The sequence below is a fragment of the Enterobacter sp. 2VL genome (assembly GCF_005503595.1).
Lineage (GTDB): Bacteria > Pseudomonadota > Gammaproteobacteria > Enterobacterales > Enterobacteriaceae > Enterobacter > Enterobacter cancerogenus.
The window spans coordinates 13,254-37,758 of the sequence record NZ_SCNE01000016.1; the positions used below are offsets into that span (position 1 = coordinate 13,254).

General features: G+C 47.1%; 26 protein-coding genes and 1 other RNA gene. 10 read left to right on the forward strand and 17 right to left on the reverse strand.

Annotation, left to right across the window (positions count from 1 at the left end; genetic code table 11):
• The first annotated feature begins 4 nt into the window (after positions 1–4).
• Entirely contained in the window at positions 5–490 is a 486-nt protein-coding gene (locus tag FFS28_RS21250; RefSeq protein WP_006178048.1) for an OmpA family protein, read from the forward strand.
• 2 nt (positions 491–492) lie between these two features.
• Here FFS28_RS21250 and FFS28_RS21255 read toward each other — a convergent pair whose 3' ends face one another.
• The 7 genes from FFS28_RS21255 to ffh form a co-directional block, all read right to left on the reverse strand.
• Positions 493–1,863: a PepSY-associated TM helix domain-containing protein gene (locus tag FFS28_RS21255; protein ID WP_137903887.1), complete on the reverse strand. Its 1,371-nt coding sequence runs from the start codon at positions 1,861–1,863 to the stop codon at positions 493–495.
• 58 nt (positions 1,864–1,921) lie between these two features.
• Positions 1,922–2,308 (reverse strand): DUF2946 domain-containing protein, encoded by a 387-nt coding sequence (locus FFS28_RS21260; protein WP_137903888.1) that lies wholly within the window; start codon positions 2,306–2,308, stop codon positions 1,922–1,924.
• A gap of 130 nt (positions 2,309–2,438) precedes the next feature.
• The gene (gene rplS / locus FFS28_RS21265; protein WP_041146788.1) at positions 2,439–2,786 is read right to left on the reverse strand and encodes a 50S ribosomal protein L19; all 348 of its coding nucleotides are present in this window, start codon (positions 2,784–2,786) and stop codon (positions 2,439–2,441) included.
• A 43-nt stretch (positions 2,787–2,829) separates the two neighbouring features.
• Positions 2,830–3,597 carry a tRNA (guanosine(37)-N1)-methyltransferase TrmD gene (gene trmD, locus FFS28_RS21270; RefSeq protein WP_006178052.1) on the reverse strand — a complete coding sequence of 256 codons (768 nt, stop codon included), beginning with the start codon at positions 3,595–3,597 and terminating at the stop codon, positions 2,830–2,832.
• 31 nt (positions 3,598–3,628) lie between these two features.
• Positions 3,629–4,168 (reverse strand): ribosome maturation factor RimM, encoded by a 540-nt coding sequence (gene rimM / locus FFS28_RS21275; RefSeq protein ID WP_006178053.1) that lies wholly within the window; start codon positions 4,166–4,168, stop codon positions 3,629–3,631.
• Positions 4,169–4,183: 15 nt separating this feature from the next.
• The gene (rpsP, locus tag FFS28_RS21280; protein ID WP_003863133.1) at positions 4,184–4,432 is read right to left on the reverse strand and encodes a 30S ribosomal protein S16; all 249 of its coding nucleotides are present in this window, start codon (positions 4,430–4,432) and stop codon (positions 4,184–4,186) included.
• Between the two features lie 254 nt (positions 4,433–4,686).
• A complete protein-coding gene (gene ffh / locus FFS28_RS21285; protein ID WP_006178054.1) occupies positions 4,687–6,048 on the reverse strand; it encodes a signal recognition particle protein in 1,362 nt (453 codons plus the stop codon).
• Positions 6,049–6,213: 165 nt separating this feature from the next.
• Here ffh and FFS28_RS21290 point away from each other — a divergent pair, with 165 nt between their 5' ends.
• Together FFS28_RS21290 and FFS28_RS21295 are read left to right on the forward strand one after the other, a co-directional pair.
• Positions 6,214–7,005, forward strand: a complete 792-nt coding sequence (locus FFS28_RS21290; protein ID WP_042322262.1) for a cytochrome C assembly family protein — start codon at positions 6,214–6,216, stop codon at positions 7,003–7,005.
• An 18-nt stretch (positions 7,006–7,023) separates the two neighbouring features.
• Entirely contained in the window at positions 7,024–8,310 is a 1,287-nt protein-coding gene (locus FFS28_RS21295; RefSeq protein WP_042321706.1) for an HlyC/CorC family transporter, read from the forward strand.
• Positions 8,311–8,362: 52 nt separating this feature from the next.
• Here FFS28_RS21295 and grpE read toward each other — a convergent pair whose 3' ends face one another.
• A complete protein-coding gene (gene grpE, locus FFS28_RS21300) occupies positions 8,363–8,956 on the reverse strand; it encodes a nucleotide exchange factor GrpE (RefSeq protein ID WP_042321711.1) in 594 nt (197 codons plus the stop codon).
• A gap of 122 nt (positions 8,957–9,078) precedes the next feature.
• Between grpE and nadK the strand changes: the two genes are divergently transcribed.
• The 3 genes from nadK (at position 9,079) to bamE (ending at position 12,181) form a co-directional block, all read left to right on the forward strand.
• Positions 9,079–9,957 carry an NAD(+) kinase gene (nadK, locus tag FFS28_RS21305; RefSeq protein WP_137903889.1) on the forward strand — a complete coding sequence of 293 codons (879 nt, stop codon included), beginning with the start codon at positions 9,079–9,081 and terminating at the stop codon, positions 9,955–9,957.
• 85 nt (positions 9,958–10,042) lie between these two features.
• Positions 10,043–11,704, forward strand: a complete 1,662-nt coding sequence (recN, locus tag FFS28_RS21310) for a DNA repair protein RecN (protein ID WP_137903890.1) — start codon at positions 10,043–10,045, stop codon at positions 11,702–11,704.
• Positions 11,705–11,842: 138 nt separating this feature from the next.
• A complete protein-coding gene (bamE, locus tag FFS28_RS21320; protein ID WP_006178060.1) occupies positions 11,843–12,181 on the forward strand; it encodes an outer membrane protein assembly factor BamE in 339 nt (112 codons plus the stop codon).
• 94 nt (positions 12,182–12,275) lie between these two features.
• Here bamE and FFS28_RS21325 read toward each other — a convergent pair whose 3' ends face one another.
• Together FFS28_RS21325 and FFS28_RS21330 are read right to left on the reverse strand one after the other, a co-directional pair.
• Positions 12,276–12,563, reverse strand: coding sequence for an RnfH family protein (locus FFS28_RS21325; protein WP_006178061.1), 288 nt, complete (start codon positions 12,561–12,563; stop codon positions 12,276–12,278).
• On the reverse strand, positions 12,553–12,990 hold the full coding sequence (locus FFS28_RS21330) for a type II toxin-antitoxin system RatA family toxin (protein ID WP_212743983.1): 438 nt from the start codon (positions 12,988–12,990) through the stop codon (positions 12,553–12,555). Before FFS28_RS21330 ends, FFS28_RS21325 begins: the two co-directional genes overlap by 11 nt.
• 155 nt (positions 12,991–13,145) lie before the next feature.
• Between FFS28_RS21330 and smpB the strand changes: the two genes are divergently transcribed.
• The 3 genes from smpB to FFS28_RS21345 all read left to right on the forward strand — a co-directional run bounded on the left by smpB (position 13,146) and on the right by FFS28_RS21345 (position 15,475).
• Positions 13,146–13,628, forward strand: coding sequence for an SsrA-binding protein SmpB (smpB, locus tag FFS28_RS21335; protein ID WP_006178063.1), 483 nt, complete (start codon positions 13,146–13,148; stop codon positions 13,626–13,628).
• A gap of 89 nt (positions 13,629–13,717) precedes the next feature.
• Positions 13,718–14,080, forward strand: a transfer-messenger RNA (tmRNA) gene (gene ssrA / locus FFS28_RS21340).
• A 165-nt stretch (positions 14,081–14,245) separates the two neighbouring features.
• Entirely contained in the window at positions 14,246–15,475 is a 1,230-nt protein-coding gene (locus FFS28_RS21345; protein ID WP_137903892.1) for an integrase domain-containing protein, read from the forward strand.
• Between the two features lie 662 nt (positions 15,476–16,137).
• Here FFS28_RS21345 and FFS28_RS21350 read toward each other — a convergent pair.
• From FFS28_RS21350 to hxsD, 7 genes are all read right to left on the reverse strand, one after another.
• On the reverse strand, positions 16,138–16,674 hold the full coding sequence (locus tag FFS28_RS21350; protein WP_117046392.1) for a hypothetical protein: 537 nt from the start codon (positions 16,672–16,674) through the stop codon (positions 16,138–16,140).
• Positions 16,675–17,100: 426 nt separating this feature from the next.
• Positions 17,101–19,290 carry an AAA family ATPase gene (locus FFS28_RS21355; RefSeq protein WP_137903893.1) on the reverse strand — a complete coding sequence of 730 codons (2,190 nt, stop codon included), beginning with the start codon at positions 19,288–19,290 and terminating at the stop codon, positions 17,101–17,103.
• 80 nt (positions 19,291–19,370) lie between these two features.
• Positions 19,371–19,703 carry a hypothetical protein gene (locus FFS28_RS21360; protein ID WP_227507614.1) on the reverse strand — a complete coding sequence of 111 codons (333 nt, stop codon included), beginning with the start codon at positions 19,701–19,703 and terminating at the stop codon, positions 19,371–19,373.
• Positions 19,704–19,709: 6 nt separating this feature from the next.
• Positions 19,710–20,333 carry a His-Xaa-Ser repeat protein HxsA gene (gene hxsA / locus FFS28_RS21365; protein WP_075205844.1) on the reverse strand — a complete coding sequence of 208 codons (624 nt, stop codon included), beginning with the start codon at positions 20,331–20,333 and terminating at the stop codon, positions 19,710–19,712.
• The gene (gene hxsC / locus FFS28_RS21370) at positions 20,330–21,442 is read right to left on the reverse strand and encodes a His-Xaa-Ser system radical SAM maturase HxsC (RefSeq protein ID WP_137903894.1); all 1,113 of its coding nucleotides are present in this window, start codon (positions 21,440–21,442) and stop codon (positions 20,330–20,332) included. Before hxsC ends, hxsA begins: the two co-directional genes overlap by 4 nt.
• Positions 21,435–22,823 (reverse strand): His-Xaa-Ser system radical SAM maturase HxsB, encoded by a 1,389-nt coding sequence (gene hxsB, locus FFS28_RS21375; protein ID WP_137903895.1) that lies wholly within the window; start codon positions 22,821–22,823, stop codon positions 21,435–21,437. The genes hxsC and hxsB overlap by 8 nt, the downstream gene beginning before the upstream one ends.
• A complete protein-coding gene (gene hxsD / locus FFS28_RS21380; RefSeq protein WP_023302415.1) occupies positions 22,823–23,095 on the reverse strand; it encodes a His-Xaa-Ser system protein HxsD in 273 nt (90 codons plus the stop codon). Before hxsD ends, hxsB begins: the two co-directional genes overlap by 1 nt.
• 740 nt (positions 23,096–23,835) lie before the next feature.
• Here hxsD and FFS28_RS21385 point away from each other — a divergent pair.
• Positions 23,836–24,240, forward strand: coding sequence for a hypothetical protein (locus FFS28_RS21385; protein WP_137903896.1), 405 nt, complete (start codon positions 23,836–23,838; stop codon positions 24,238–24,240).
• Positions 24,241–24,505: the final 265 nt, after the last annotated feature.

Genomic DNA, 24,505 nt, shown 5'->3' on the forward strand with positions numbered 1-24,505 from the left:
CGGTATGTTAAAGCGATACCTCGCGCCCCTGTTTATGGCATCACTTGTCCTGGCAGGCTGTCAGGCCCCGCCAAAAGGGAAATTCACCGCCGAGCAAATCGCCGCCATGCAGTCCTACGGTTTCAATGAATTGAACGGGGACTGGTCTCTGGGCCTGTCAGATAAGATCCTGTTTGATAAAAACGATGCCAGACTACGCCCGGAAAGCGAAACGCAAATCCGGACCATGGCTTCCCGCCTTGCGGCGACCGGTTTAAACCATGCGCGAATGGACGGACATACGGATAACTACGGAGAAGAGAGCTACAACGAAGCACTTTCGTTAAAACGCGCTAATGCCGTTGCCGACGCCTGGGCGAAAGGGGCAAATATCCCCCGTGGCAATCTCACCACGCAGGGACTCGGCAAAAAATATCCCGTTGCCAGCAACAGTACCCCACAAGGGCGTGCTGAAAACCGCCGGGTTGCGGTGGTCATCAGCACGCCATAGGGTTATTTAACGGATGATTCAGCGAGCGACACGCCTGATGCCGCTCGCCAGCGCAGCCAGTCGATGACGATAAAGATAGCCAGACTAACGCCCATCACCGGCAGCGCCAGCCCCAGCAGGACGCTTATCATCACCGTCACTCCCCTTCCCCATCCCGACAACGCCAGCCAGCTCTGACAGAGCGTTTGCACCGGGTTCACCGCGGAGTTTGCCGGACGGCGCATCCACCACATCCGGTATCCCCAGAGGATCAGTACGCACAGCGCAGTACCAAACGCGATAAGCAGCAGCTGATTCACCAGACCAAACAGAATGCCCATGTGGAAATCCACTCCCCAGCGGGTGAGTTTTGCCATTAGCGGGAAGTCGGCGAAGCGGGTGCTGTCCGTAACCTGCATTGAGTGCGGATCAACGGCAACGGCGTCCACCTGGGTCGGCCAGCGGCGATCGATTTCAGTCACCGTCCAGGCCCGATCGGCCATTTTTGCCGGGCGGATCTCCAGCTTACTGGCGTCAATCCCGGCCTTGCGGGCAGAGTGCAAAACGCCATCAAACAGCGTCAGATCCAGCGCCATTTCAGGCATCTTCATTCCGGCATGGTGTCCGTGGTGCTCAGCATGTTCATCCAGCACTTCCGGCATGCCTGTGAGGGTAGTGTTTACCTGCGGCGTGAGCCAGTTCATCCCAGCGCGCAGCTTATCCACATTGCCCCCGGCCAGTTGCGACCATGTCAGACCGGTAGCTGAAAAAAGCAACATCCCGCCCAGCAGGATCCAGCCTAATGTGACATGTAAACGCCGACGATTCTGGAAGCGGTTGTTAATGCGCCGCTTAGGGCGAGTGAAAAACCACAGGGCGATACCGCCGAGCGCGGCAATCCACATCCATGAGGCTGCCAGCTCGCTGTAGAGACGTCCAACATCACCCAGCATCAGCGAAGTATGCAGATAATCAATGGTCTGACGCAGCGGCAAAATCCCGCTGGTGCCGTACACCGTCATATCGCCCAGCACCGCCAGGCTAACCGGATCGATAAAGACAGCCCGGTTTTCTGATGGCCCAAGCGTTGGGTCGGCAAACATCACCCGGGTAGTGTCGCCATCGGACAGCCCCGGGCGAACGGCGTGCAAACGCAGCTCTTTACCCACGACGTTTTCCGCCACGGCAATTTGCGCCGCCAGTGGCTGAGGTTCACCCATGTTATCCGTGTGCAGCGCGTGCCGGTAGAGCGCATTTTCCAGCTGCGGTGTCGCCACGTACAGCGTGCCGGTCAGCGCGGCGAAGAAGATAAACGGACCAACAAATAGCCCGACATAGAAATGAAGTCGACGCAGCAGGTTTCCCCATGCCGCGCGCGGAGTGCAGGTTGTCATACTTTTCCTTTTTCAGGCAAAAAGTTATCGATTTTGTTTTTTAAAGGGAAAAAGCAGATCAACGCGGCGGCGCGCGGGTATCAGGATAGAGCCAGGGGAAAAAGTGCCAGTGGCTAACCGCCTGCCGTGGCGGCCTCACGCGAAGCCGTTGCACTAGCGCAACGAGCAGGACGATCAGCGCCAGCATCATGCCCGGCACATGCGCCATCAGCACGCAATAGCCACACGCTTCGGCATGATCGACGGGGAGCGAGTGCTGCATGTCGCCGTGATGCTCATCCATCGACATCATGCTCATATCATGGTGCATGCCCGGCATGGCGCTCATGGGATCTTTTTGCAGCGCAACGGAGATAAGCGGTGCCACGACGATCAGCAGGATCGCGAACAGTGCGGTCAATGCCGCTGTGCGTTTCCAGGTATGCTGATGCAGTACGTTATTCACTTACCCTCCGTTAAAGAGGCAGGCATTGTAAACGATTTATCACAAAAAAGTTAACGCGAGGAGTGCGGTGAAATAAAAAAGGGCCAGCCTTTCGGCCAGCCCCTTTAACAGGATGTCGCTTAAGCGAATCTTAGTTCAGACGCTCTTTAATACGAGCAGACTTACCAGTACGCTCACGCAGGTAGTACAGTTTAGCTTTACGTACAGCACCACGACGTTTAACAGCAATGCTGTCAACTACCGGAGAGTGAGTCTGGAAGACACGCTCAACGCCTTCGCCGTTGGAAATTTTACGAACAGTGAATGCAGAGTGCAGACCGCGGTTACGAATAGCGATAACCACGCCCTCGAATGCCTGCAGACGTTTTTTGGAACCTTCAACAACCCATACTTTCACTTCCACGGAATCACCCGGACGGAAGGAAGGTACGTCCTGCTTCATCTGCTCTTGTTCAATTTGCTTAATAATGTTGCTCATAATTTAATCTCTTATCCTGGGTAAACTGATATTCGGGAGCGTATTACGCCTTCCCATCATGTTCATGTTGCTGGTGCGCGTGTTCAGTTTTGAACTCGGCCAGCAACTTTGCTTGCTCTTCAGTCAGAGCCAGGTTTTCCAGAAGTTCAGGTCTTCTAAGCCAGGTGCGGCCCAGCGACTGCTTCAAGCGCCAGCGACGTATCTCGGCATGGTTTCCGGACAGTAATACTGCCGGGACGTCCATCCCTTCTAACACTTCAGGACGAGTATAGTGTGGACAGTCCAGTAATCCATCGGCAAACGAATCTTCCGTTGCCGATGCTTCATGGCCCAGTACACCCGGAATGAACCGGGCAACGGAGTCAATCAGCGTCATTGCTGGTAACTCACCACCGCTGAGAACGTAATCGCCGATAGACCATTCTTCGTCAATCTCGGTTTGAATTACGCGCTCATCTATCCCTTCGTAGCGACCACAGACCAGAATCAGCTTTTGATTCGTCGCCAGTTCGCTCACGCCCGCTTGATCAAGCTTGCGTCCCTGAGGTGACAGATAAATCACCTTTGCGCCTTCACCCGCCGCGGCTTTTGCTGTGTGAATGGCGTCCCGTAAGGGTTGCACCATCATCAGCATCCCCGGTCCGCCGCCGTAAGGACGATCGTCCACGGTACGGTGCCGGTCATGCGTGAAGTCACGAGGACTCCAGCTCTGGATGCTCAGCAGGCCATTCTTTACTGCCCGGCCAGTTACCCCGTAATCAGTAATCGCGCGGAACATTTCAGGAAACAGGCTAATTATGCCAATCCACATAGCGCCGTCTTTTACCGTTTATCCGGAGAATTTAAAAACCAGGATCCCAATCTACTTCAATCGTCTGAGTAGTGAGATCGACTTTCTTGATAACCTGTCCATCGAGGAACGGAACCAACCGCTCCTTGATGCCAAATGCATCTTTCAGGTTTGCCTTAATGACGAGAACGTCATTTGACCCGGTTTCCATCATATCGATGACTTTCCCCAGGCTGTAGCCTTCAGTAGTGACCACCTGGCAACCCATAAGGTCTTTCCAGTAGTAGTCGCCCTCTTCCAGCTGTGGCAACTGCGACGAATCCACGACAATTTCACAATTAGTCAGCGCATTCGCGGCATCACGATCGTCAACGCCTTTCAGCTTGATGATGATGTCCTGATTGTGGTGACGCCAGCTTTCCAGCTCGACCTCTTCCCACTTACCGGCCTTCTGAATAAACCAGGGCTGGTAATTAAAAATGCTATCAGCGTCTTCAGTGGAGGAAAACACTCTGAGCCAACCACGGATACCGTAGCAAGAACCCATTTTTCCCAATACGATCGGTTCAACAGGTGCTTTATTGCTCATCATGACCACCGTGACAGATTAAGCTGCTTTGTTTGCTGCTTTGATCAGCGTAGCAACGCGATCGGAAACGGTAGCGCCCTGGCCAACCCAGTGAGCGATACGATCCAGATCCAGACGAGTTTCTTCTTCTGCACCAGCGGCCAGTGGGTTGAAGAAACCAACGCGCTCGATGAAGCGACCGTTGCGTGCATTACGGCTGTCGGTTACAACAACCTGGTAGAACGGACGCTTTTTAGCGCCGTGACGAGCTAAACGAATAGTTACCATAACATCCTCTTGTGTGAATAAAACAACCGGGCCCCATCGAGGAACGGAGCCCGGGTGTCATATTAAAAGCCCGAAAATTTTACTGATTTCTGGGGAAATTGCAATCAGCAGTTCATATTCTGCTGTAAAAGGCCGTCGGCGGTGCAGTCAGTTTGGTGCCGGCGTGCGCGCAGTCACCGCAGCGTACACGCAGTACGTGAGGATGACGAGCACACCCCGGTGCCAAAATGGCAAACAAGCCAGGCCAGAATCGATTAGCGGCCAGGGAATCCTGGGGGCATCATCCCCTTCATCCCGCGCATCATCTTCGCCATGCCGCCTTTCTTCATTTTCTTCATCATGCGCTGCATGTCGTCGAACTGTTTCAGAAGACGGTTTACGTCCTGCACCTGCATACCGCAACCTGCGGCAATACGGCGTTTACGCGAACCTTTGATGATTTCTGGCTTCGCACGTTCTTTCAGCGTCATTGAGTTAATGATCGCCTCCATACGCACCAGCACCTTGTCATCCATCTGCGACTTCACGTTGTCCGGGATCTGGCCCATGCCTGGCAGTTTGCCCATCAGGCTCGCCATGCCGCCCATGTTTTTCATCTGGCGCAGCTGCTCAAGGAAGTCGGTGAGGTCAAACCCATCGCCTTTTTTCAGCTTGCTGGCCAGCTTCTCGGCCTGCGCGCGGTCAACTTTGCTCTCGATATCTTCGATCAGCGACAGCACGTCGCCCATGCCGAGGATACGGGAGGCAATACGATCCGGGTGGAACGGCTCCAGCGCGTCGGTTTTTTCACCAACACCGAGGAATTTGATCGGCTTACCGGTGATATGACGAATAGAGAGCGCCGCACCGCCGCGGGCGTCACCGTCCACTTTGGTCAGCACCACACCGGTTAACGGCAGCGCTTCGTTGAAGGCTTTCGCGGTATTCGCCGCATCCTGACCGGTCATGGCATCGACAACAAACAGGGTCTCTACCGGGTTGATAGAGGCATGAACCTGCTTGATTTCGTCCATCATCGCTTCGTCAACGTGCAGACGGCCGGCGGTATCCACCAGCAGCACGTCGTAGAACTTCAGCTTCGCTTCTTTCAGCGCCGCGTTCACGATGTCGACAGGTTTCTGAGCGACGTCAGACGGGAAGAAATCCACGCCAACCTGCTCGGCCAGCGTTTCCAGCTGTTTGATCGCCGCCGGGCGATAAACGTCTGCGGAGACTACCAGCACTTTCTTCTTGTGCTTCTCGCGCAGGAATTTACCCAGCTTACCGACGCTGGTTGTTTTACCCGCCCCCTGCAGGCCCGCCATCAGCACCACGGCCGGTGGCTGAGCGGCCAGGTTAAGCACCTGGTTCTCTTCGCCCATCGCCGCAACCAGCTCGTTACGGACAATTTTGACGAACTCCTGACCCGGGGTCAGGCTTTTGTTAACTTCATGCCCAACCGCTTTCTCTTTCACGCGGTTGATGAAATCACGCACGACCGGCAGCGCCACGTCGGCTTCGAGCAGCGCCATGCGGACTTCGCGCAGCGTCTCTTTAACATTTTCTTCAGTAAGGCGTCCGCGGCCGCTGATGTTGCGCAGCGTGCGCGACAAACGATCGGTTAAATTATCAAACATTGTCTCTCGCCTGGGTAGAAACGTTGGGTCGCATAAGCGACACATACACAGAATTTTGCCGGAGTATAACATGAAGGCAGCGTTGTTGTTATGCAACGGTTGGAGCAGGCGTCACGTAACGTTATACTGCTTCTCTTTCTTATTAAGACAACTGTCGACGCCTATATGCCCGTTTTCGCACTGATCGCCCTTGTTGCCTACTCTGTCAGCCTCGCGCTGATTATTCCTGGCCTGCTGCAAAAAAACAGCGGCTGGCGGCGCATGGCCATTCTTTCGGCGGTGATCGCACTGATTAGCCACGCCTTTGCGCTGGAATCACGTATCCTGCCCGGCGATGGCAGCGTGCAAAACCTGAGCGTGCTGAACGTGGGCTCGCTGGTAAGCCTGATGATCTGTACGGTGATGACCATCGTGGCGTCCAAAAATCGCGGCTGGCTGCTGCTGCCGATAATCTACGCCTTTGCGCTGATCAATCTGGCCTTAGCCACTTTTATGCCCAACGAGTTTATTACTCATCTGGAAGCCACGCCGGGAATGCTGGTGCATATCGGCCTGTCGCTATTCTCGTATGCCACCCTGATTATTGCCGCGCTCTATGCCATGCAGCTGGCCTGGATTGATTACCAGCTGAAAAACAAAAAGCTGGCCTTTAATCATGAAATGCCGCCGCTGATGGTGATTGAGCGTAAGATGTTCCATATCACGCAGGTGGGCGTTGTTCTGCTCACGCTCACGCTCTGTACCGGCCTGTTTTATATGAAAAACCTGTTCAGCGTGGAGAATATCGATAAAGCCGTTCTCTCCATCATCGCGTGGTTTGTCTATATTGTCCTGTTATGGGGCCATTATCATGAAGGCTGGCGCGGTCGCCGCGTGGTCTGGTTCAACGTTGCGGGTGCAGGCATTCTGACTCTTGCCTATTTTGGCAGCCGCTTCATACAGCAATTTGCTGGTTAAGTCATAAAGGAGTTCCCCCTGGAACACATCTCTACCACCGCGCTGATCGTCACGCTGATCGTCATGGTGGTCATCTCCGCCTATTTCTCTGGCTCGGAAACCGGCATGATGACGCTAAACCGTTATCGGTTACGTCATCGCGCGAAGCAAGGTAACCGTGCCGCACGTCGTGTAGAAAAGTTGCTGCGTAAACCCGACCGCCTGATTAGCCTGGTGCTTATCGGCAATAACCTGGTCAATATTCTCGCCTCCGCGCTCGGCACCATCGTCGGGATGCGCCTTTACGGCAACGCGGGCGTCGCCATTGCGACCGGCGTACTGACGTTTGTGGTGCTGGTGTTTGCCGAAGTGCTGCCCAAAACCGTCGCCGCGCTCTATCCTGAAAAAGTCGCCTACCCGAGCAGCTTCCTGCTGGCACCGCTGCTAATCCTGATGATGCCGCTGGTCTGGCTGCTCAACATGGTCACCCGGCTGCTGATGCGTATGGTGGGCATAAAAGCGGATGTCACTATCAGCAGTGCGCTCAGCAAAGACGAACTGCGCACCATCGTGAATGAATCCCGCTCGCAGATCTCGCGCCGCAACCAGGACATGCTCCTGTCGGTGTTAGATCTGGAAAAGGTCAGCGTCGACGACATCATGGTGCCGCGCAACGAAATTGTCGGAATCGATATTAACGACGACTGGAAAGCCATCGTCCGCCAGCTGACGCACTCTCCTCATGGCCGCATCGTGCTTTATCGCGACTCGCTGGACGACGCCATCAGCATGCTGCGCGTGCGTGAGGCCTATCGCCTGATGACCGAGAAAAAAGAGTTCACCAAAGAGGTGCTCCTGCGCGCCGCCGACGAAATTTACTACGTACCGGAAGGCACGCCGCTCAGCACGCAGTTGGTGAAGTTCCAGCGTAACAAAAAGAAAGTGGGTCTGGTGGTCGATGAATATGGCGACATTCAGGGTCTGGTGACGGTTGAAGATATTCTGGAAGAGATCGTCGGGGACTTTACGACCTCCATGTCACCTTCTCTCGCAGAGGAAGTCACTCCACAAAACGACGGCTCGGTTCTGATTGATGGCAGCGCGAACATTCGCGAGCTTAATAAAGCCTTTAACTGGCAGTTGCCGGAAGATGAAGCACGCACCATGAACGGGATGATTCTGGAAGCACTGGAGGAGATCCCGGCGGCGGGCACGCGGGTGCGCATCGATCAATACGATATTGATATTCTGGACGTACAGGACAACATGATTAAGCAGGTGAAGGTCCTGCCCGTTAAGCCTTTACGCGAAAGTATCGCTGAGTAATGTTGTAGGCCGGGTAAGGCGAAGCCGCCACCCGGCACTACGGGTCGGCAAATTACGCTTTCGCTTTCGCCACGGTCACCATCGCTGCGCGAATGGTACGGCCGTTCAGGGTATAGCCTTTCTGCATCACGCCAAGCACGTTACCGGCCTGAACGTCGTCAGATTCCACCATAGCAATCGCCTGGTGAACGTTTGGATCCAGCGCGACGTTGGTTTCGGCAATCACTTCCACACCGAACTTGCGAACCACATCCAGCATGGATTTCAGCGTCAGTTCGATACCTTCGATCATCGCCGTGTTGTCCGGGTTAGCCTTGTCAGCCACTTCCAGGGCGCGATCGAGACTGTCGATCACCGGCAGCAGTTCGTTGACAAACTTCTCCAGCGCGAACTTATGCGCTTTCTCAACGTCCAGCTCGGTACGACGACGCAGGTTTTCCATTTCCGCTTTGATGCGCAGTACAGCTTCGCGTTCGCGATTCTGCGCTTCTGCCAGCTGAGTTTCCAGGTTGGCAATTTTTTCATCGCGCGGGTCCACCTGATCAGCAGACGCGTCTGACTCTACGGCCTCAACCTCGTCGTGCTGTTCCGTGATAATTTCTTCCGGGGCTTGCCCCTCAGGCGTTTTCTGTTCTTTACTACTCATGAATTTCTCCGCGTTTTTCTGCATTCATCTCGCTAACTTCGCTTATTATGGGGATCAGTTTCCGGGATTCAAGGGAACAAGACAGATTGTCATCATTCATCAGGCACAAGGACCTCCAGAAAATGAATAATCATTTCAGGTGTATTGGGATCGTCGGGCATCCGCGTCACCCCACCGCATTGACGACACATGAAATGTTGTATCGCTGGCTGAGTGGCAAGGGCTATGAGGTGATGGTTGAGCAGCAAATCGCCCAGGAGTTGCAGCTCAAGGGTGTCAAAACCGGCACGCTGGCAGAGATTGGTCAACAGGCCGATCTGGCGGTAGTAGTAGGCGGCGATGGCAATATGCTTGGTGCGGCCCGTACCCTGGCCCGCTATGACATCAAGGTTATCGGAGTCAACCGAGGCAATCTGGGATTTTTAACTGACCTTGACCCGGACAACGCCCAGCAGCAGCTTGCCGACGTACTGGAAGGCCACTACATCAGCGAAAAACGCTTTTTGCTGGAAGCTCAGGTGTGCCAGCAGGATTGCCAGAAACGCATCAGCACCGCCATTAACGAAGTGGTTCTCCACCCCGGAAAAGTGGCGCACATGATTGAATTCGAAGTCTATATTGACGAGATTTTCGCGTTCTCCCAGCGTTCTGACGGCCTGATTATTTCTACCCCGACAGGCTCCACGGCCTATTCTCTCTCAGCCGGAGGCCCGATCCTCACTCCGTCGCTGGATGCCATAACGCTGGTGCCGATGTTCCCGCATACGCTCTCTGCGCGCCCGCTGGTCATCAACGGCGATAGCACCATCCGCCTGCGGTTCTCACACCGCCGGAGCGACCTGGAGATCAGCTGCGACAGCCAGATTGCACTGCCGATACAGGAAGGTGAAGACGTGCTCATTCGCCGCTGCGATTATCACCTGAACCTGATCCATCCAAAAGACTACAGCTATTTCAACACATTAAGCTCGAAGCTAGGCTGGTCAAAAAAATTGTTCTGATTTTGCATCCAGCACTTTACTGTATAAAAAACCAGTTTATACTGTATGAAAACACAGTTATGGTTTTTCATACAGGAAAACAATTATGCTGGCACAACTGACCATCAGTAACTTTGCCATTGTTCGTGAGCTTGAAATCGATTTTCATAGCGGCATGACGGCGATCACCGGCGAAACCGGTGCAGGTAAATCCATTGCCATTGATGCCCTCGGCCTGTGCCTCGGCAGCCGTGCCGAAGGTGATATGGTTCGCACAGGTGCAAACCGTGCCGATCTCTGCGCGCGCTTTTCCCTGAAGGACACCCCGGCGGCACTCCGCTGGCTGGAAGCAAACCAGCTTGAAGACGGACGTGAGTGTTTACTTCGCCGCGTAATAAGCAGCGATGGTCGCTCACGCGGCTTCATCAACGGTACGGCGGTCCCCCTTTCTCAGCTTCGCGAACTCGGCCAGTTGCTCATCCAGATCCACGGTCAGCACGCTCACCAGCAGCTCATCAAACCTGAGCAACAAAAAGCCCTGCTGGATGGTTATGCAGGTGAGTACGCACTTACTCAGCTGATGGCCGATCACTATCGTCAGTGGCACCAGAGCTGCCGGGAACTTGCGCAGCATCAGCAGCAAAGCCAGGAACGCGCCGCGCGTGCCGAGCTGCTGGAATACCAGTTGAAAGAGCTGAACGAATTCAACCCGCAGCCGGGCGAGTTTGAGCAAATCGACGAAGAGTACAAGCGTCTGGCCAACAGCGGTCACCTGCTCTCAACCAGTCAAAACGCGCTCAACATGCTGGCAGATGGCGAAGACGTCAACCTGCAGAGCCAATTGTATAACGTGCGTCAGCTGCTGACAGAACTGGCAGGCATGGATAGCAAGCTCGGCGGCGTGCTGGATATGCTGGAAGAAGCGGCCATTCAGATCTCTGAAGCCAGTGATGAGCTGCGCCATTACTGCGAGCGCCTGGAACTCGATCCGAATCGCCTGTTCGAGCTTGAGCAACGCATTTCCCGTCAGATCTCGCTGGCGCGCAAACATCATGTCACTGCGGAAGAGTTACCTGATTACTATCAGTCTCTGCTCGAAGAGCAACAACAGCTTGACGATCAGGCCGACTCGCTGGAGACCTTATCCCTGGCGGTGAACCTGCACCATCAGCAGGCGCTGGCAACGGCTAAGCAGCTGCATGACGTTCGCCAGCACTATGCACAGGAGTTGAGCCAGCACATCACCGACAGCATGCGCACGCTGGCAATGCCGCACGGTGTGTTCGCTATTGACGTTCGCTTCGAAGAGACACACTTAACGGCGGAAGGTGCTGATCGCATTGAATTCCGCGTGACCACGAACCCTGGTCAGCCTTTACAGGCTATTTCGAAAGTTGCCTCCGGCGGTGAGCTGTCGCGCATCGCGCTCGCCATCCAGGTGATTACCGCGCGTAAGATGGACACCCCGGCGCTGATTTTCGATGAAGTGGACGTGGGGATCAGTGGCCCGACGGCTGCCGTCGTGGGCAAACTGTTACGTCAACTGGGCGAATCAACGCAGGTGATGTGTGTTACCCACCTGCCGCAGGTTGCGGGTTGTGGTCATCATCACTTTATCGTCAGTAAAGAAACCGATGGTGAAATGACTGAAACGCACATGAAACCTCTCGACAAACGCGCGCGTTTACAAGAGCTGGCGCGCCTGCTGGGCGGGAGTGAGGTCACCCGTAACACCCTCGCTAACGCGAAAGAACTGCTGGCAGCATAAACTTTTTCGGGATCTCAGGGTCATACAGAACAATAAAAACGCCGCCAGACCGGTTTCAAAGTGGGGCAAGGTCTATTATCATCGGCATATTACATATGAGCCGCGTACTGCTCGGGCCCGAAAAGGAATCAAATCACTATGCGCTGTAAAACGCTGACCGCTGCCGCTGCGGTTCTTCTGATGTTGACCGCAGGCTGTTCCACTCTGGAGAAAGTGGTTTACCGTCCTGACATCAACCAGGGGAACTACCTTACCCCTAACGATGTGTCTAAAATCCGTGTAGGGATGACACAACAGCAGGTCGCTTATGCACTGGGAACCCCGATGATGTCCGATCCATTCGGTACAAACACCTGGTTCTATGTGTTCCGTCAGCAGCCTGGTCACGAAAACGTGACCCAGCAGACCCTGACGCTTACCTTCAGCAGCGCCGGTGTGTTGACCAATATCGACAACAAGCCAGCCCTGACCAAATAATCAGGCTAATGAATTGCAAAAAGGTGCTCAATGAGCACCTTTTTTGTATTTATCACCTCACCCGCCTGGGGAGAGGACAAGGCTGTTGGGATAATTACTTGCCGGATTTTTCCGCACGTTGACGACGCAGTTCTTTCGGGTCGGCAATGAGCGGGCGATAAATCTCAACCCTATCGCCATCCTTCAGCACATCAGCCAGTTTCACCGGACGGCTATAAATACCCACCTTATTCTTCGCCAGATCGATATCACTGCGAAGTTCAAGCAAGCCCGAAGCACGGATGGCGTCTTCCACCGTCGCGCCCTCTTCCAGCGTTACGCGCTGTAAATATTGCTTCTCTGGCAGCGCATACACCACTTCCACAGCAACCTTAAGCGACACTGTAAACCTCTTTGGCGCGGGTGGTGAACGCCTGAACCATATTTGAGGCCAGCTCTTTGAAGATACGGCCAAACGCCAGTTCGATCAGCTTATTGGTAAATTCAAAGTCCAGATGGAACTCAATGCGACAGGCATCCGCGCTCAGGGGCGTAAACTTCCAGCCCCCCATCAGGGACTTAAAGGGACCGTCCACCAGATGCATCAAAATACTCTGATTATTGGTCAACGTATTGCGCGTGGTGAACGTCTTGCTAATCCCCGCTTTGGACACATCCACTGCCGCCGTCATCTGGGTAGGACCGGCTTCCAGCACCCGACTGCCGGTGCACCCCGGGATAAACTGCGGGTAAGACTTCACGTCGTTCACTAACTGATACATTTGTTCCGCGCTGTAAGGAACAAGCGCAGTACGGCTAATCTGAGGCATAGCATTTTCCATGGTCACACAACGGACAAATAATAGCATTTATCACCTGTTAAAAAAACGCTAAGCCTTATCTCGTGCTAATATAGCGCGTTAGACCTCACGGGACGCAATGAGGTGACTTTTGAAATCAGATTACCGACGGCTTTACGACACTTATGACGAAGAAAAAAGCACATAAACCAGGCTCGGCGACCATTGCGCAGAACAAGCGTGCTCGCCACGAGTATTTCATCGAAGAAGAATTCGAAGCTGGCCTTGCGCTGCAGGGCTGGGAAGTAAAATCGCTGCGCGCGGGTAAAGCGAACATTGGCGATAGCTACGTGATCCTGAAAGACGGCGAGGCCTTCCTGTTCGGCGCAAACTTCACGCCACTGACGGTCGCCTCTTCACACTACGTATGTGACCCTACGCGTACCCGTAAGCTGCTGCTGAACAAGCGCGAGCTGGAGTCCCTGTACGGACGTATCAACCGTGAAGGCTTCACCGTGGTGGCGCTCTCTATGTACTGGAAAAATGCCTGGTGCAAAGTGAAAATTGGCGTCGCGAAAGGTAAGAAACAACATGACAAGCGTACTGATCTGAAAGAGCGCGAATGGCAGCTGGATAAAGCACGTATCATGAAAAACGCAGGACGTTGATTTCGAGCGCTTATTGTACAATTCAATAAGTTAGCTTTCCGGGCTGGTAACCTGAACGAGAAGTCTGGTATACTGTGCCTAACACTATTGGGGCTGATTCTGGATTCGACGGGATTTGCGAAACCCAAGGTGCATGCCGAGGGGCGGTTTGCCTCGTAAAAAGCCGCAAAAAAATAGTCGCAAACGACGAAAACTACGCTTTAGCAGCTTAATAACCTGCTAAGAGCCCTCTCTCCCTAGCTTCCGCTCTTAAGACGGGGATCAAGAGAGGTCAAACCCAAAAGAGATCGCGCGGATGCCCTGCCTGGGGTTGAAGTGCTAAAACTAATCAGGCTAGTTCGTTAGTGGCGTGTCTGTCCGCAGCTGGCGTGCGAATGTAAAGACAAACTAAGCATGTAGTACCGAGGATGTAGAAATTTCGGACGCGGGTTCAACTCCCGCCAGCTCCACCACTTTTTAGTTGTTTGAAGTACAATGAAGTCTACTAAGCCCGCACAGCACAAGCTCTGCGGGCTTTTTTACGTCTATTGTCGTCCAGTGAGAATTGCTGAGAACTATCACTTATGGCACCCTGAATGGGACCCACTAAGAAGGGTCCAAAAACCGAGGGTCCCAAAATGGCAAAAATCGCTAAGAAGCTCACTGACACTGAAATCAAAAGCACCAAGCCAGCCGACAAAGAAATCAACTTGTTTGACGGAGATGGTTTGATACTACGAATCGCTCCCCTCTCGAAAGGAGGAAAGAAGAATTGGTATTTCAGGTATGCAGTGCCAGTCAGTAAAAAAAGAACCAAAATGAGCCTTGGGACATATCCTCACCTTACACTGGCAAGAGCCAGAGCCTTACGAGATGAATACCTTTCCTTGCTTGCTAATGGCATTGATCCCCAAGTTCATAACAACGATAAAGCTAATGCCTTAAAGAATGCTACTGAACACACTCTCCAAGCCGTGGCAAGGAAATGGTTGGATGAGAAGGTAAAGACCTCAGGTATCTCACAAGACCATGCAGCAGACATCTGGCGCAGCTTAGAGAGAAATGTCTTTCCAGGTCTGGGTAATGTCCCTATCAATGAGATCCGACCTAAGCTCTTAAAACAACACCTTGATCCTATTGAGCAACGAGGCGTATTGGAAACTCTACGCCGCATCATTTCACGTCTGAATGAAATCTTCCGGTGGGCAGCCACTGAAGAACTTATTGAGTTCAACCCGGCTGACAACCTTGGTCAAAGATTCAGTAAACCAAAAAAGCAAAATATGCCTGCCCTTCCCCCAAGCGAATTGCCAAGGTTTATGGAATCTTTGACGAATGCGTCAATCCGGTTGGAAACACGTTTGCTAATTGAATGGCAATTGTTGACATGGGTTCGTCCGGGTGAAGCCGTCCGCGCAAGGTGGTCTGATATTGATACAACCAACAGCATTTGGAACATTCCTGCTGATTTTATGAAAATGAAAAAGCCTCACAAAGTTCCTTTGAGTAAAGAAGCTTTGCACATCCTTGAATTAATGAAATCAATAAGTGGGCATAGAGAATGGGTTTTCCCCAGCATTAAAGCGCCTCTTAATCATATGCATGAACAAACAGCCAACGCAGCTATTATCCGAATGGGGTTTGGAGGGGAGCTTGTAGCTCACGGTATGCGTTCGATTGCAAGAACAGCGGCAGAGGAGTCTGGTAAGTTCAGAGCTGAAGTTCTTGAGGCAGCACTTGCCCACTCTAAAAAAGATGAAATTATCGCAGCATACAATCGTGCAGAATATCTGATAGAGCGACAGAGTTTGATGCAATGGTGGGGTGATTACGTTCAAGCTCAAAGATTAAATGCTCTGGTAGCCTAGGTATCAGAATAGCTAATATAATCCTAAAGGTAAAGAAAATGGAAACCTTATTCAAAATTTTTGAAAAATTTAGTTCCAGACCACTTTATATTTGGGATTATCGTTATGTAAGATTTTTCAAGATAAATACGCATTACACAACCCCACAACTGAAATATTGCAACTTTACTGGAAGCAATGACTATAGGAGAATTTATAACTTGGGGATTTGAATAGCTGATTTTTTAATTTCAACATAAATCTCAAATCACATGATTAAGGCGATATCGCTCCTACAATAGGAACTACCGCTTTAGTAGTATACTTGGTTTATGTTTAACATTTTCAGGAGAAGAATCCCGAAGCTTGAAATTTAAAATTATTAATAAGCCTTGGTTTTTATATGCAGCGCAACTTTATTATTATTTCCCTTGAGAGCATGAAACTTAAGAGGTTATAACAAAAATAAAAACCCATCAATATTGGTTAGCAGTTAACTTCTGAAAATACGCTAATAGAGAGTTATTTCAACCTGTTAGATTAATGGTATTGAATTATTTTAAAAAGCAAAACCAATCTAATCTAGATTGCTTACCCAGTAGAAAAAACATTATTTTTATTAATTAGGCAATGCAAACATTAAAAAAGGGATGGTAAAAAACACCGCTCCCTTAATCTAATATTTACTTAACTCTTTTGAGAGAGATACCTGAATTCGGACCTGGAGGAACACCTAATGCACTATCGACACCAGGATTTGAACGCAGATCATTCAAAACTGCCTGAGCCGAGAATTGCTTACCAATGATAGCTACCGATTCTGGTCGAGGGTTAGTGGACACTCTGGCTCGATATACTTCCACAATGCTACCACCTTCTGAAATAACGGCTGAACATAATCCTCTTGCATAGAGTCTGCTGAATTCTCCTTCAGCTAAGGTTTGAGCCGCCGTTATTGGCACTCGTGCCTGCATCAACTCAGTGCTTTTCGGTTTCCTTTTTGTATAAAATTGCGCAAGCAGTCCTCTAGATCGGATCTCATTCTCCAACCATGCATCATCATATTTAACTGCTTCTTCTAACAATGAGGGCCATAAAGATTTACCATATTCTGTTAAATAATTACTATAATAAAAATTGTTATGTTCCTTATCATACTGAATTTCTAATGCCATATGTAGTCTAGTTTTATCATCTAAATCTAAAAAATTCAGGGACATACTTTTCTCCAAATTAATTTATCAGTTAGTTATAAAACATCTACACATAGCGCAATTAATGATTTTTTACCATGATCTACATCACTTTTTTAGCCTTTAAGTGGTTTTTTATAATATATTTTCAATTAAAATAAATATTAGCGATCAGAAAAAAATGTTGATTGATTTTACAAGAAAACCCTTTAATATGTACCTGCCACTGAGGCACTCTTTCTGCCAGATCCCATAGTATGCTTGCTTTGCACATGGGGTGTAAAGGCTATCAGTAGCTGACTGAGACAAGATTGAGTAAAAACCATGAATAACAAATGTGTGCTGGTATGCCAGTATCAACGTTTTCGGTTTGGACGGTGGGAAACGGTGTGTCAGCATCTCCGTTCCCTACCTAACCGTTAATGATTGATGGTGCCTCAGTGGTAACCGTTCTTATTCTACATTTTCTTTGTCAATTTCAACTCCAAACATTCGATTATAATGTGGTAAATCATCCGTTTTATCAAAGACGTTCTTAAAAATCTCGAAATACTTTTCAGTTGTTCCTCTTCCTAAATTATTTATATTGGAAGAGTCTGAATGTGATCCTCTGTGCATATAGCGACAGAAAGACTTATATGTAATATCACTCTCAGATTCTGCAAGTTTTTCTAATGCTTTTTTAAGACTATCCAGCTTACAAGAAAATGAAAAATAGTATTCAAGAATATTTCGCATTACATTAGGAAGAACAACAGGATTTACAATGCCCTCCTTCACATTTTTTAATACCATCCAATAGGATTCATACTCGTTTTTTATATCACCTTTAGACATAGCGATAACATCACTATATTCATTTTTCACTACTCTCAATAAATTATATTGCTTATCAAAATTTTTTATTTTAGGAGGAGCTAGTTTTAAAATTTCTTGAAAAAAGAATAAGTTATGCGTAAGTATTACAATTTTAGCATCTGGTGCTATTCCTTCAATAATTCGATAATGTATTAAAGATGATATCTCATAAATATAGTCATGAGATAAACTCGATATAGGATCGTCAATCACAATTAACTTATCTTTAAGTTCCCCATCTTCAAGTTGACCTTCGCAACACTCTAAGAAATACAAAAAGGTTATTATTGTTTTTTCCCCTTCACTTAGTGATTTATAAATTTCAACATTGTCGTTCCCTCTGTGAATTTGAAAGAAATTTCTTTCATGTGATTTTTTAATCTCTAAACTATTTAGGCCAAGATTTTTGAGTGATGCATTTATTTTATCTACCGTTTCATCCATGTTAGAAACTTGTTTCCTAAGGTTTGAAAGCCTAACTTTCTCCTGTTGTATTTCACCTTCAATTATATCTTTCCTTTGTATTATTGAATTCCTTTCACATTTTAACTCCTCCATATTGGTGTTATTATTATCAATTACATCACTGCATAAATTCCTCAAGACCTTCCAGAGCTTACTTGTAATATTATAAATGCTCGTTTCATAGGCATTTAATCTGTCATTAATCTCCTTTATTTCACCATTCAAAACTTTGATTTTTTCGTTTACTTCATCGTAATTTATTGATGAATCAATAAGTGATATTGCTGCCGATGGCTTTTCTATCTTTTCTTTCAGAGCATTTTTATTTAGTTCAAGAGATTGCCCGATCTGTTTGATCATACCCCAGATATTATCGTCATCAGAAACATAACCCGAATCATACAAAGAATGCTCTAATTCTCTTATGTATTCATCACAAGAATTTGAGTAATCATTATAAATATCTTTAAGATCTTTTAATCTTAGTTCATACGTTTCGTCAAAGACATCTGTTATGGCTTTTAAAAAATCATTATTGATTGTATCGCCCTGGCAAAATGGGCACATTGTATCATTAACATATCCTAATCCCGACTTGACCCAATCTGCATTGCCTAATTCTTCAATAACATTTGAAAGGTAACTATTAGAAGATGGGATTAATGGTGTTATGAGCAATTCTTCCTTTTGTGTATTCAAGATAGGCATTGATGGGTGGTTGATTGAATTAAAAGAAGAAGTTTTATTATTTTTCAACTTCTTATATTCATTCAAAACATCTTCTGTACTTGCTTCATCTTTTTCATCTTGTGTGCATATTTTACTATACAGACTATCTTTTCTTAAACTTTTTGCCATCAACTCAGTAAGTTCAGTTGTTCTGATATGTGCTGTCTTTTTCCATACAGCTTCTTTACAGCTATTCTCAAGCTTAATAAGCATTTCATCTTTTTCTTTTATTTCACTATCCAACCGAGTGAGCCGACTTTTCAAACTTGCTATTTTTTTATCTGACTGTTTTATATCGTCCAGCACTTCTTTGTTACTTTGGCTTAATGTAAATACTCCCGGTTGTTCTGATTTATGATAAAAAGAGTCCTCTACAAACTGATTATTATAAACGACATAATTATAATCACCTTCTTTGCTAAAAGAGCAATCATTGTATGCCACATTAGAGGGGCTGTAAAAATACCCTGATATAGTTGATTTTCCACTTCCATTCTGACCATATATGAGATTAACTTTTTTGCTCAAATCGATGTTAATGCTTCGTTCTTTAGAATAGCTTCTTACATTTCTAATTACTAACTGTGCCATTGATACCTTCCTTTTATCCTACAAGACACAAATATAATAATTTAAAATGGCTCATTAATGAGCCATTTCATCGATGAGTATCAATATTTACTCCAGTTATTCTCAAGCCACGAAGTTACATTCTTGTGGCTTCTGACATCGCCAGGCAAATATTCTTTTATCATCTTCTCAGCTTTGAGTGCTGATTGTTTATTTTTAAAAGAATGCTTTTCTGCAAACCTATTTATGAATGGAAGAACTTCATATCCTTCGTTCCTGCTGAGCAATGTGCTGTCAGGCTTACCTGTCTTTTTAGGATCGTCATCACCTATAGCAGTCCAACTATATGTATATTTCAAATCTGATTTATTTATAAGAGCCATCATAATCTCCAAGATATAATTGATGATGTTATTGGTTTGAACATGAATCACTTTCTTTCAACGAGCTAAAATACTGAGTGAATTCAATAGCTGCGTATCCAGAGTTTCTCTTGAGGGGATTGGTAATCCGTTCGCAATGCGATAATTTTTTATTGACTGCCTTGTGGAAGGCCCCATTATGCCATCAATATTCCCGTTATAATAACCTTTGTCCAGCAAAGCGAATTGAACCCGCATGATTAAACGCTTACGCTTCTCTGTATCAGAAGTCAGCCCATTACTTGCACGGTTAGCTTCTGTAGTTCCAACAGAATTCGTAATAGTAGAGTTGTTATTGTCGTTAGAACGAAGCGAACGCACAGAGGAAGAGGACGATGAGGAACTTGAAGACCCAGATGAGCTTGGTGAGCTGTATGTTTTTGGATAATAAGGAGTGCTGCCACCATAGTACCCGCCGCCTGATGAAGATCGGTGAGAACTATGGCTCCGATGGGAGCTATGACTGCGATGCCCTGCAACGTAGAATGGAACTTCGGTGTTAAGTGGTGCTATCACTAAATCATGTTCATTAAGAGTCATACCTGGCAAATCACTTGCTCCGGTAGATGAATCACTTGCCCATACAGAATTATTAAGTGCCAAAAATCCCGGAAGTAGAGCAGCAAAATTAAATTTTTTCATAAAATTGGTCTCGGTGGTTGATGAAAACGGCCTGTTGAGGAACTGAAATAACCAGCACAGGAAGACTTCTGAGTGCATTCATCACATTCTTTCGGATAGTAATTTTTCCAATCAGAGATCGACTGAGCAGCAAGCTCCCAAGCTCTTTCAGGAAGATGACACAAAGGATAATTAAAAATTGTTAGAGGTATGCCTGACCTGTGTGCAGCGTCTATGGCGGAGGTTATTTTCTCACTATAACTGCTGTGCTCAATGAAGATTGTTGACCAGTTCTTTCGTGCCCAACCGATAGATTCCAGCCCCATAAGGGAAATCTGATTAATGTTGGAGAACACTCGGCCAACGAACTCTACAATATCATCCAATTCTGTATAGTTAGCCAGTGTCGGAATAACTCTAAGTTCGATATTAATCCCTGAGTTTCCTGCATTGATTAACCCCTTAACCGTTTCATTAAATGCGCCATCACTCCCTACCAGATGATCATGCACAAGTGGTCTTGATGAGTAGAGCGGGATACCAAAGGTGATTTTGATCTTTTTGCTTCGCTTTGCCATTTCCTGAGTAAAGTTGATATCAGCAAATTTGCGTCCGTTTGTTAAAACATGCAAAGCAGTATCTGGTGAATTCTCGATGATAAAATCAATGAAGTGAAAGAAATCATCTCCATACAGCAAAGGTTCTCCACCGCTGACCCCAACAACTCCATCCAAACCAAATGAAGCTATAGCAAGAGCTGATTGGGTAAGTAGCCAGTCATCATTTGATTTCTTTGGTGGCTGCGAACAAAACAGACACAAGTTATTGCAGCGTTCCGTTACTAAGACAGTATTATGATTGGCTCTGCGGGACAGAATTACGCGTATCATATTGCCATTGTTGATTATCCCAATATCTCCATCTTCAATTGACTCATATAATTCAGTGCTAATAACAGAGAAATCAAAGCATGGTTGAATGGCATCATTATTGCCTTCAGCAACTACCAGTAAATTGGGCAAAAAGAATAAAGGGTTCATTGGTTTTTGTTTGCATAACCGATAGAACCCCGTGGGCACATTCTTTTTTGAAGCAAAATGAAAGATATCGTTCCTAATAACCTCAGACATATGCCCATCCTTTTAGCATCTCAGCCTTCGGACCACCTTCTGAGATGCAGTTCATCAGATACCTGAACATCCCCTTGTGATACTGACAAAACGTTGAACGACTCCTATCACCAACAGGCTCACCCTGTACACTTATGTTCTGGCATGGATCTGCACCGCAAAATGGTTGATATGCACATGTATCACAACCCGGCAGAGCAAAATTGAACGATGAACTCAACACTGCGTTATAGTAAGGACTCTTAGAAAATGATAGCGTTTTAACCTCACCCGCACTGAACTCCGTTTCAGGGTTCACCTTCTGCAACATACGGCTCTCATCGCTACCATATACTCGACCGTCATAATTGAAAAGAATACTGTTAAGCACGACCCCGCTTGGCGACTTTAAATCCGCATAACCACTAAAGCCGGGATTGAAGATCCTTTTCAGATGAATGGAGGCCGAATGTTCCACAACCCTTATCCCTTCATTATTCCTCTTAAGGATTTCATCTATCAACGAGGCATAGAAACTGAAGTATTCCTCCATAGAAAATGTGAACGATGCTTTTTGTGCAAACCCATAGGGACTAACAGGTCGGATAAACATGTCCTTGAGGCCAAGAGACAAGTGAGCCTGGACAATCGATTCAGGATGCCTAATGAGATCTTTAGTAACTGTAGTAACCGTTGCAACGCGACCAGCGCCTAAAGACCGTTTGATAGCCTCTACCCCTGACACTGTTCTACTGTAAGCAAGCCCATGACCAAGAATTCGATTACTGTTGTGAACAACTTCCTCACCATCAAGCGAAACAGAGAACGTTATGTTCCTGTCTCTCGTCCATTCAAGCATATCCTCATTCAAGACAGACAGGCTTGATGCTACAACCATCTCAAAATCGGTGCTTCCCAGCGTTTCAGCACATTGCTCATAGATAGATTGAATTAAATCGAACCGCAAGAGTGGCTCTCCACCCTGAATCTCTATCTTGTAAGGTGGTGTCGATAGTTTTTTGATAGTTGAAATGATATCAGGGATGAGAGCGGGATCTAGATCATAACCAGAGGCGTTCACGGAAGCTCTACTGACCTGACAATACTTGCAGGTATGGTCGCAACGTAATGTGGGCACAATCATGAAAATTGGCCTGACCGCCAGTTCATTCATCAATCGTTTTGCAAAAGCAGAACTTAAAGCATAGGGAGTTATAGCCGATGAGATTTCGTTAGTTATAAATAGCTTGCTTTCGAGTGCGTTTGATTGTTCCGCATTGATTTGCTCATCAGAAAGATCAAGCAGCTCTTGCTCATCAATGAAGTGATGAAAACCAGCGAGATTGCTTATAAACACCTGTCCATTAGGCAATCTGTCAAAATTGAATGGCATCAATTCCATTACGAAAGCCTTTCATCGACACTGCGAAGCACTTTATGGACAATAGAATCTCTCAACGCCCCTGTTTTATGCTGTAGTTTTTCACGCAAAGTGTAATCATTCAGCAGCCTCTCGAATTCATAGAGGCATTCGGGACTATCGTTTTCAAAAGAGATTGTCCAGGAGGATATATCTTCACAAAGCTTCCATTGAGTAAGAGAAGTCATCCAATATAGGCTATTGCGTATAACCCATTCAGAATAAACATCTTTTTTAAACATCCTTTCGCACATTGCCATTGCCTCACAAAACTAATAATCACAATCAGCAACCGCTTTAAAGCGGATTTTTCCTATGGAAATAAGGATACACCATTTAATTAATATGTTACAGGATGTTAGCATCCGAATGGCGATTCCGAAAAATGATGCTGCTTATCCTATGATAATCAATAATGTTTTCTGATTTTCATATGCCGCTTGAACCGGCAAACAGCTAAGAAGCTAGCATGACGTTAAAACGTAGGGATTTCAAAGAGTTGTTAGTGGATCATAGTATGAGATGTATCCATTCTGTAATCACAATGCGAAAGGATTCTGTACTGACTTAATCGAAGAAGCGTGGGTCAGTAGCGTTGACACCATTGATGTCAGGGAAGCCTAAAGTCGATTTCAACCCGTTGAAAAATGCACAGTTGATGATCTGATGTGGTTAGCATAAGGGATTGGTTTCTTTATGGAAGGAAAAGTATGGCCTCTTCCTTACCAAAAACAGCTTAAACATAACCCACAAGCTAATGCTGCAACAGTATACTTATTGGCCATTAACTCTCTGATAAATATATATAATCCGTTCAAAAGATAGATTTTAGTTTACTTATGAGAAAGTTTTTCTGTTGTAGTTCATCGATGAAAGCGTCGCTGTCAAAGTTAATTTTTGTTGCTTGAAATGTTGATTTGCTATTATATTTCAATTACCACCACTGATCTCAGAATGAAGTTATTAACTAATACATATAAGCGATGAGGTTTAAATGAATTATCAGCCAACAAAGAAGAGTATTGATATATTATGTTTGGTAATAATAATATTAACTATGGCTACATTAATTATAATTGTTATAGTAAAGGACTCAAAAAACCTACCGATCCCCAAAGAACTGCTACTACTTCCACCTATCATAGCTTCACTTGGAATTATAAGATTTTACAAGAGTCAAGAAAAATTAATCGAAATTCTATTTGGTATCAGTGGCAGCTTAGCTGCTCTTTCAATGTGTATCGACTCAATATCATTTTTGCCCAATGACTTATTTGCATACTTTATGCAAAATAAAGTTGGTTATTTATCCCTTAGTATAATAGCTGCATTATTAGTTGCAAAAACCATTATTTCTATTGCTGATTACATTACTCCTTCCTCACCTCCTCGGCCTTAAATGGAGATAACAGGAAAGGAAATAGTAATAAATAGATAAAGGGAAAAACCCCACACAATACATTTATTAATTCTCTATTTCCTTTCCAAGATCTGTCTCTTTATACACATCTATCCGTGTCGGGCGTCCCTGTAATAAAAAAAAAAAGAGGAGGTCAGAAAACACCAAGCGCAGGCGCAACAAGTTCAGCCAACATAGCCCCGTAACCGGTGTAGGTCCACGGTCAACAGTACGCAGTCAACGGTACATGACAGCACTGTGAGAA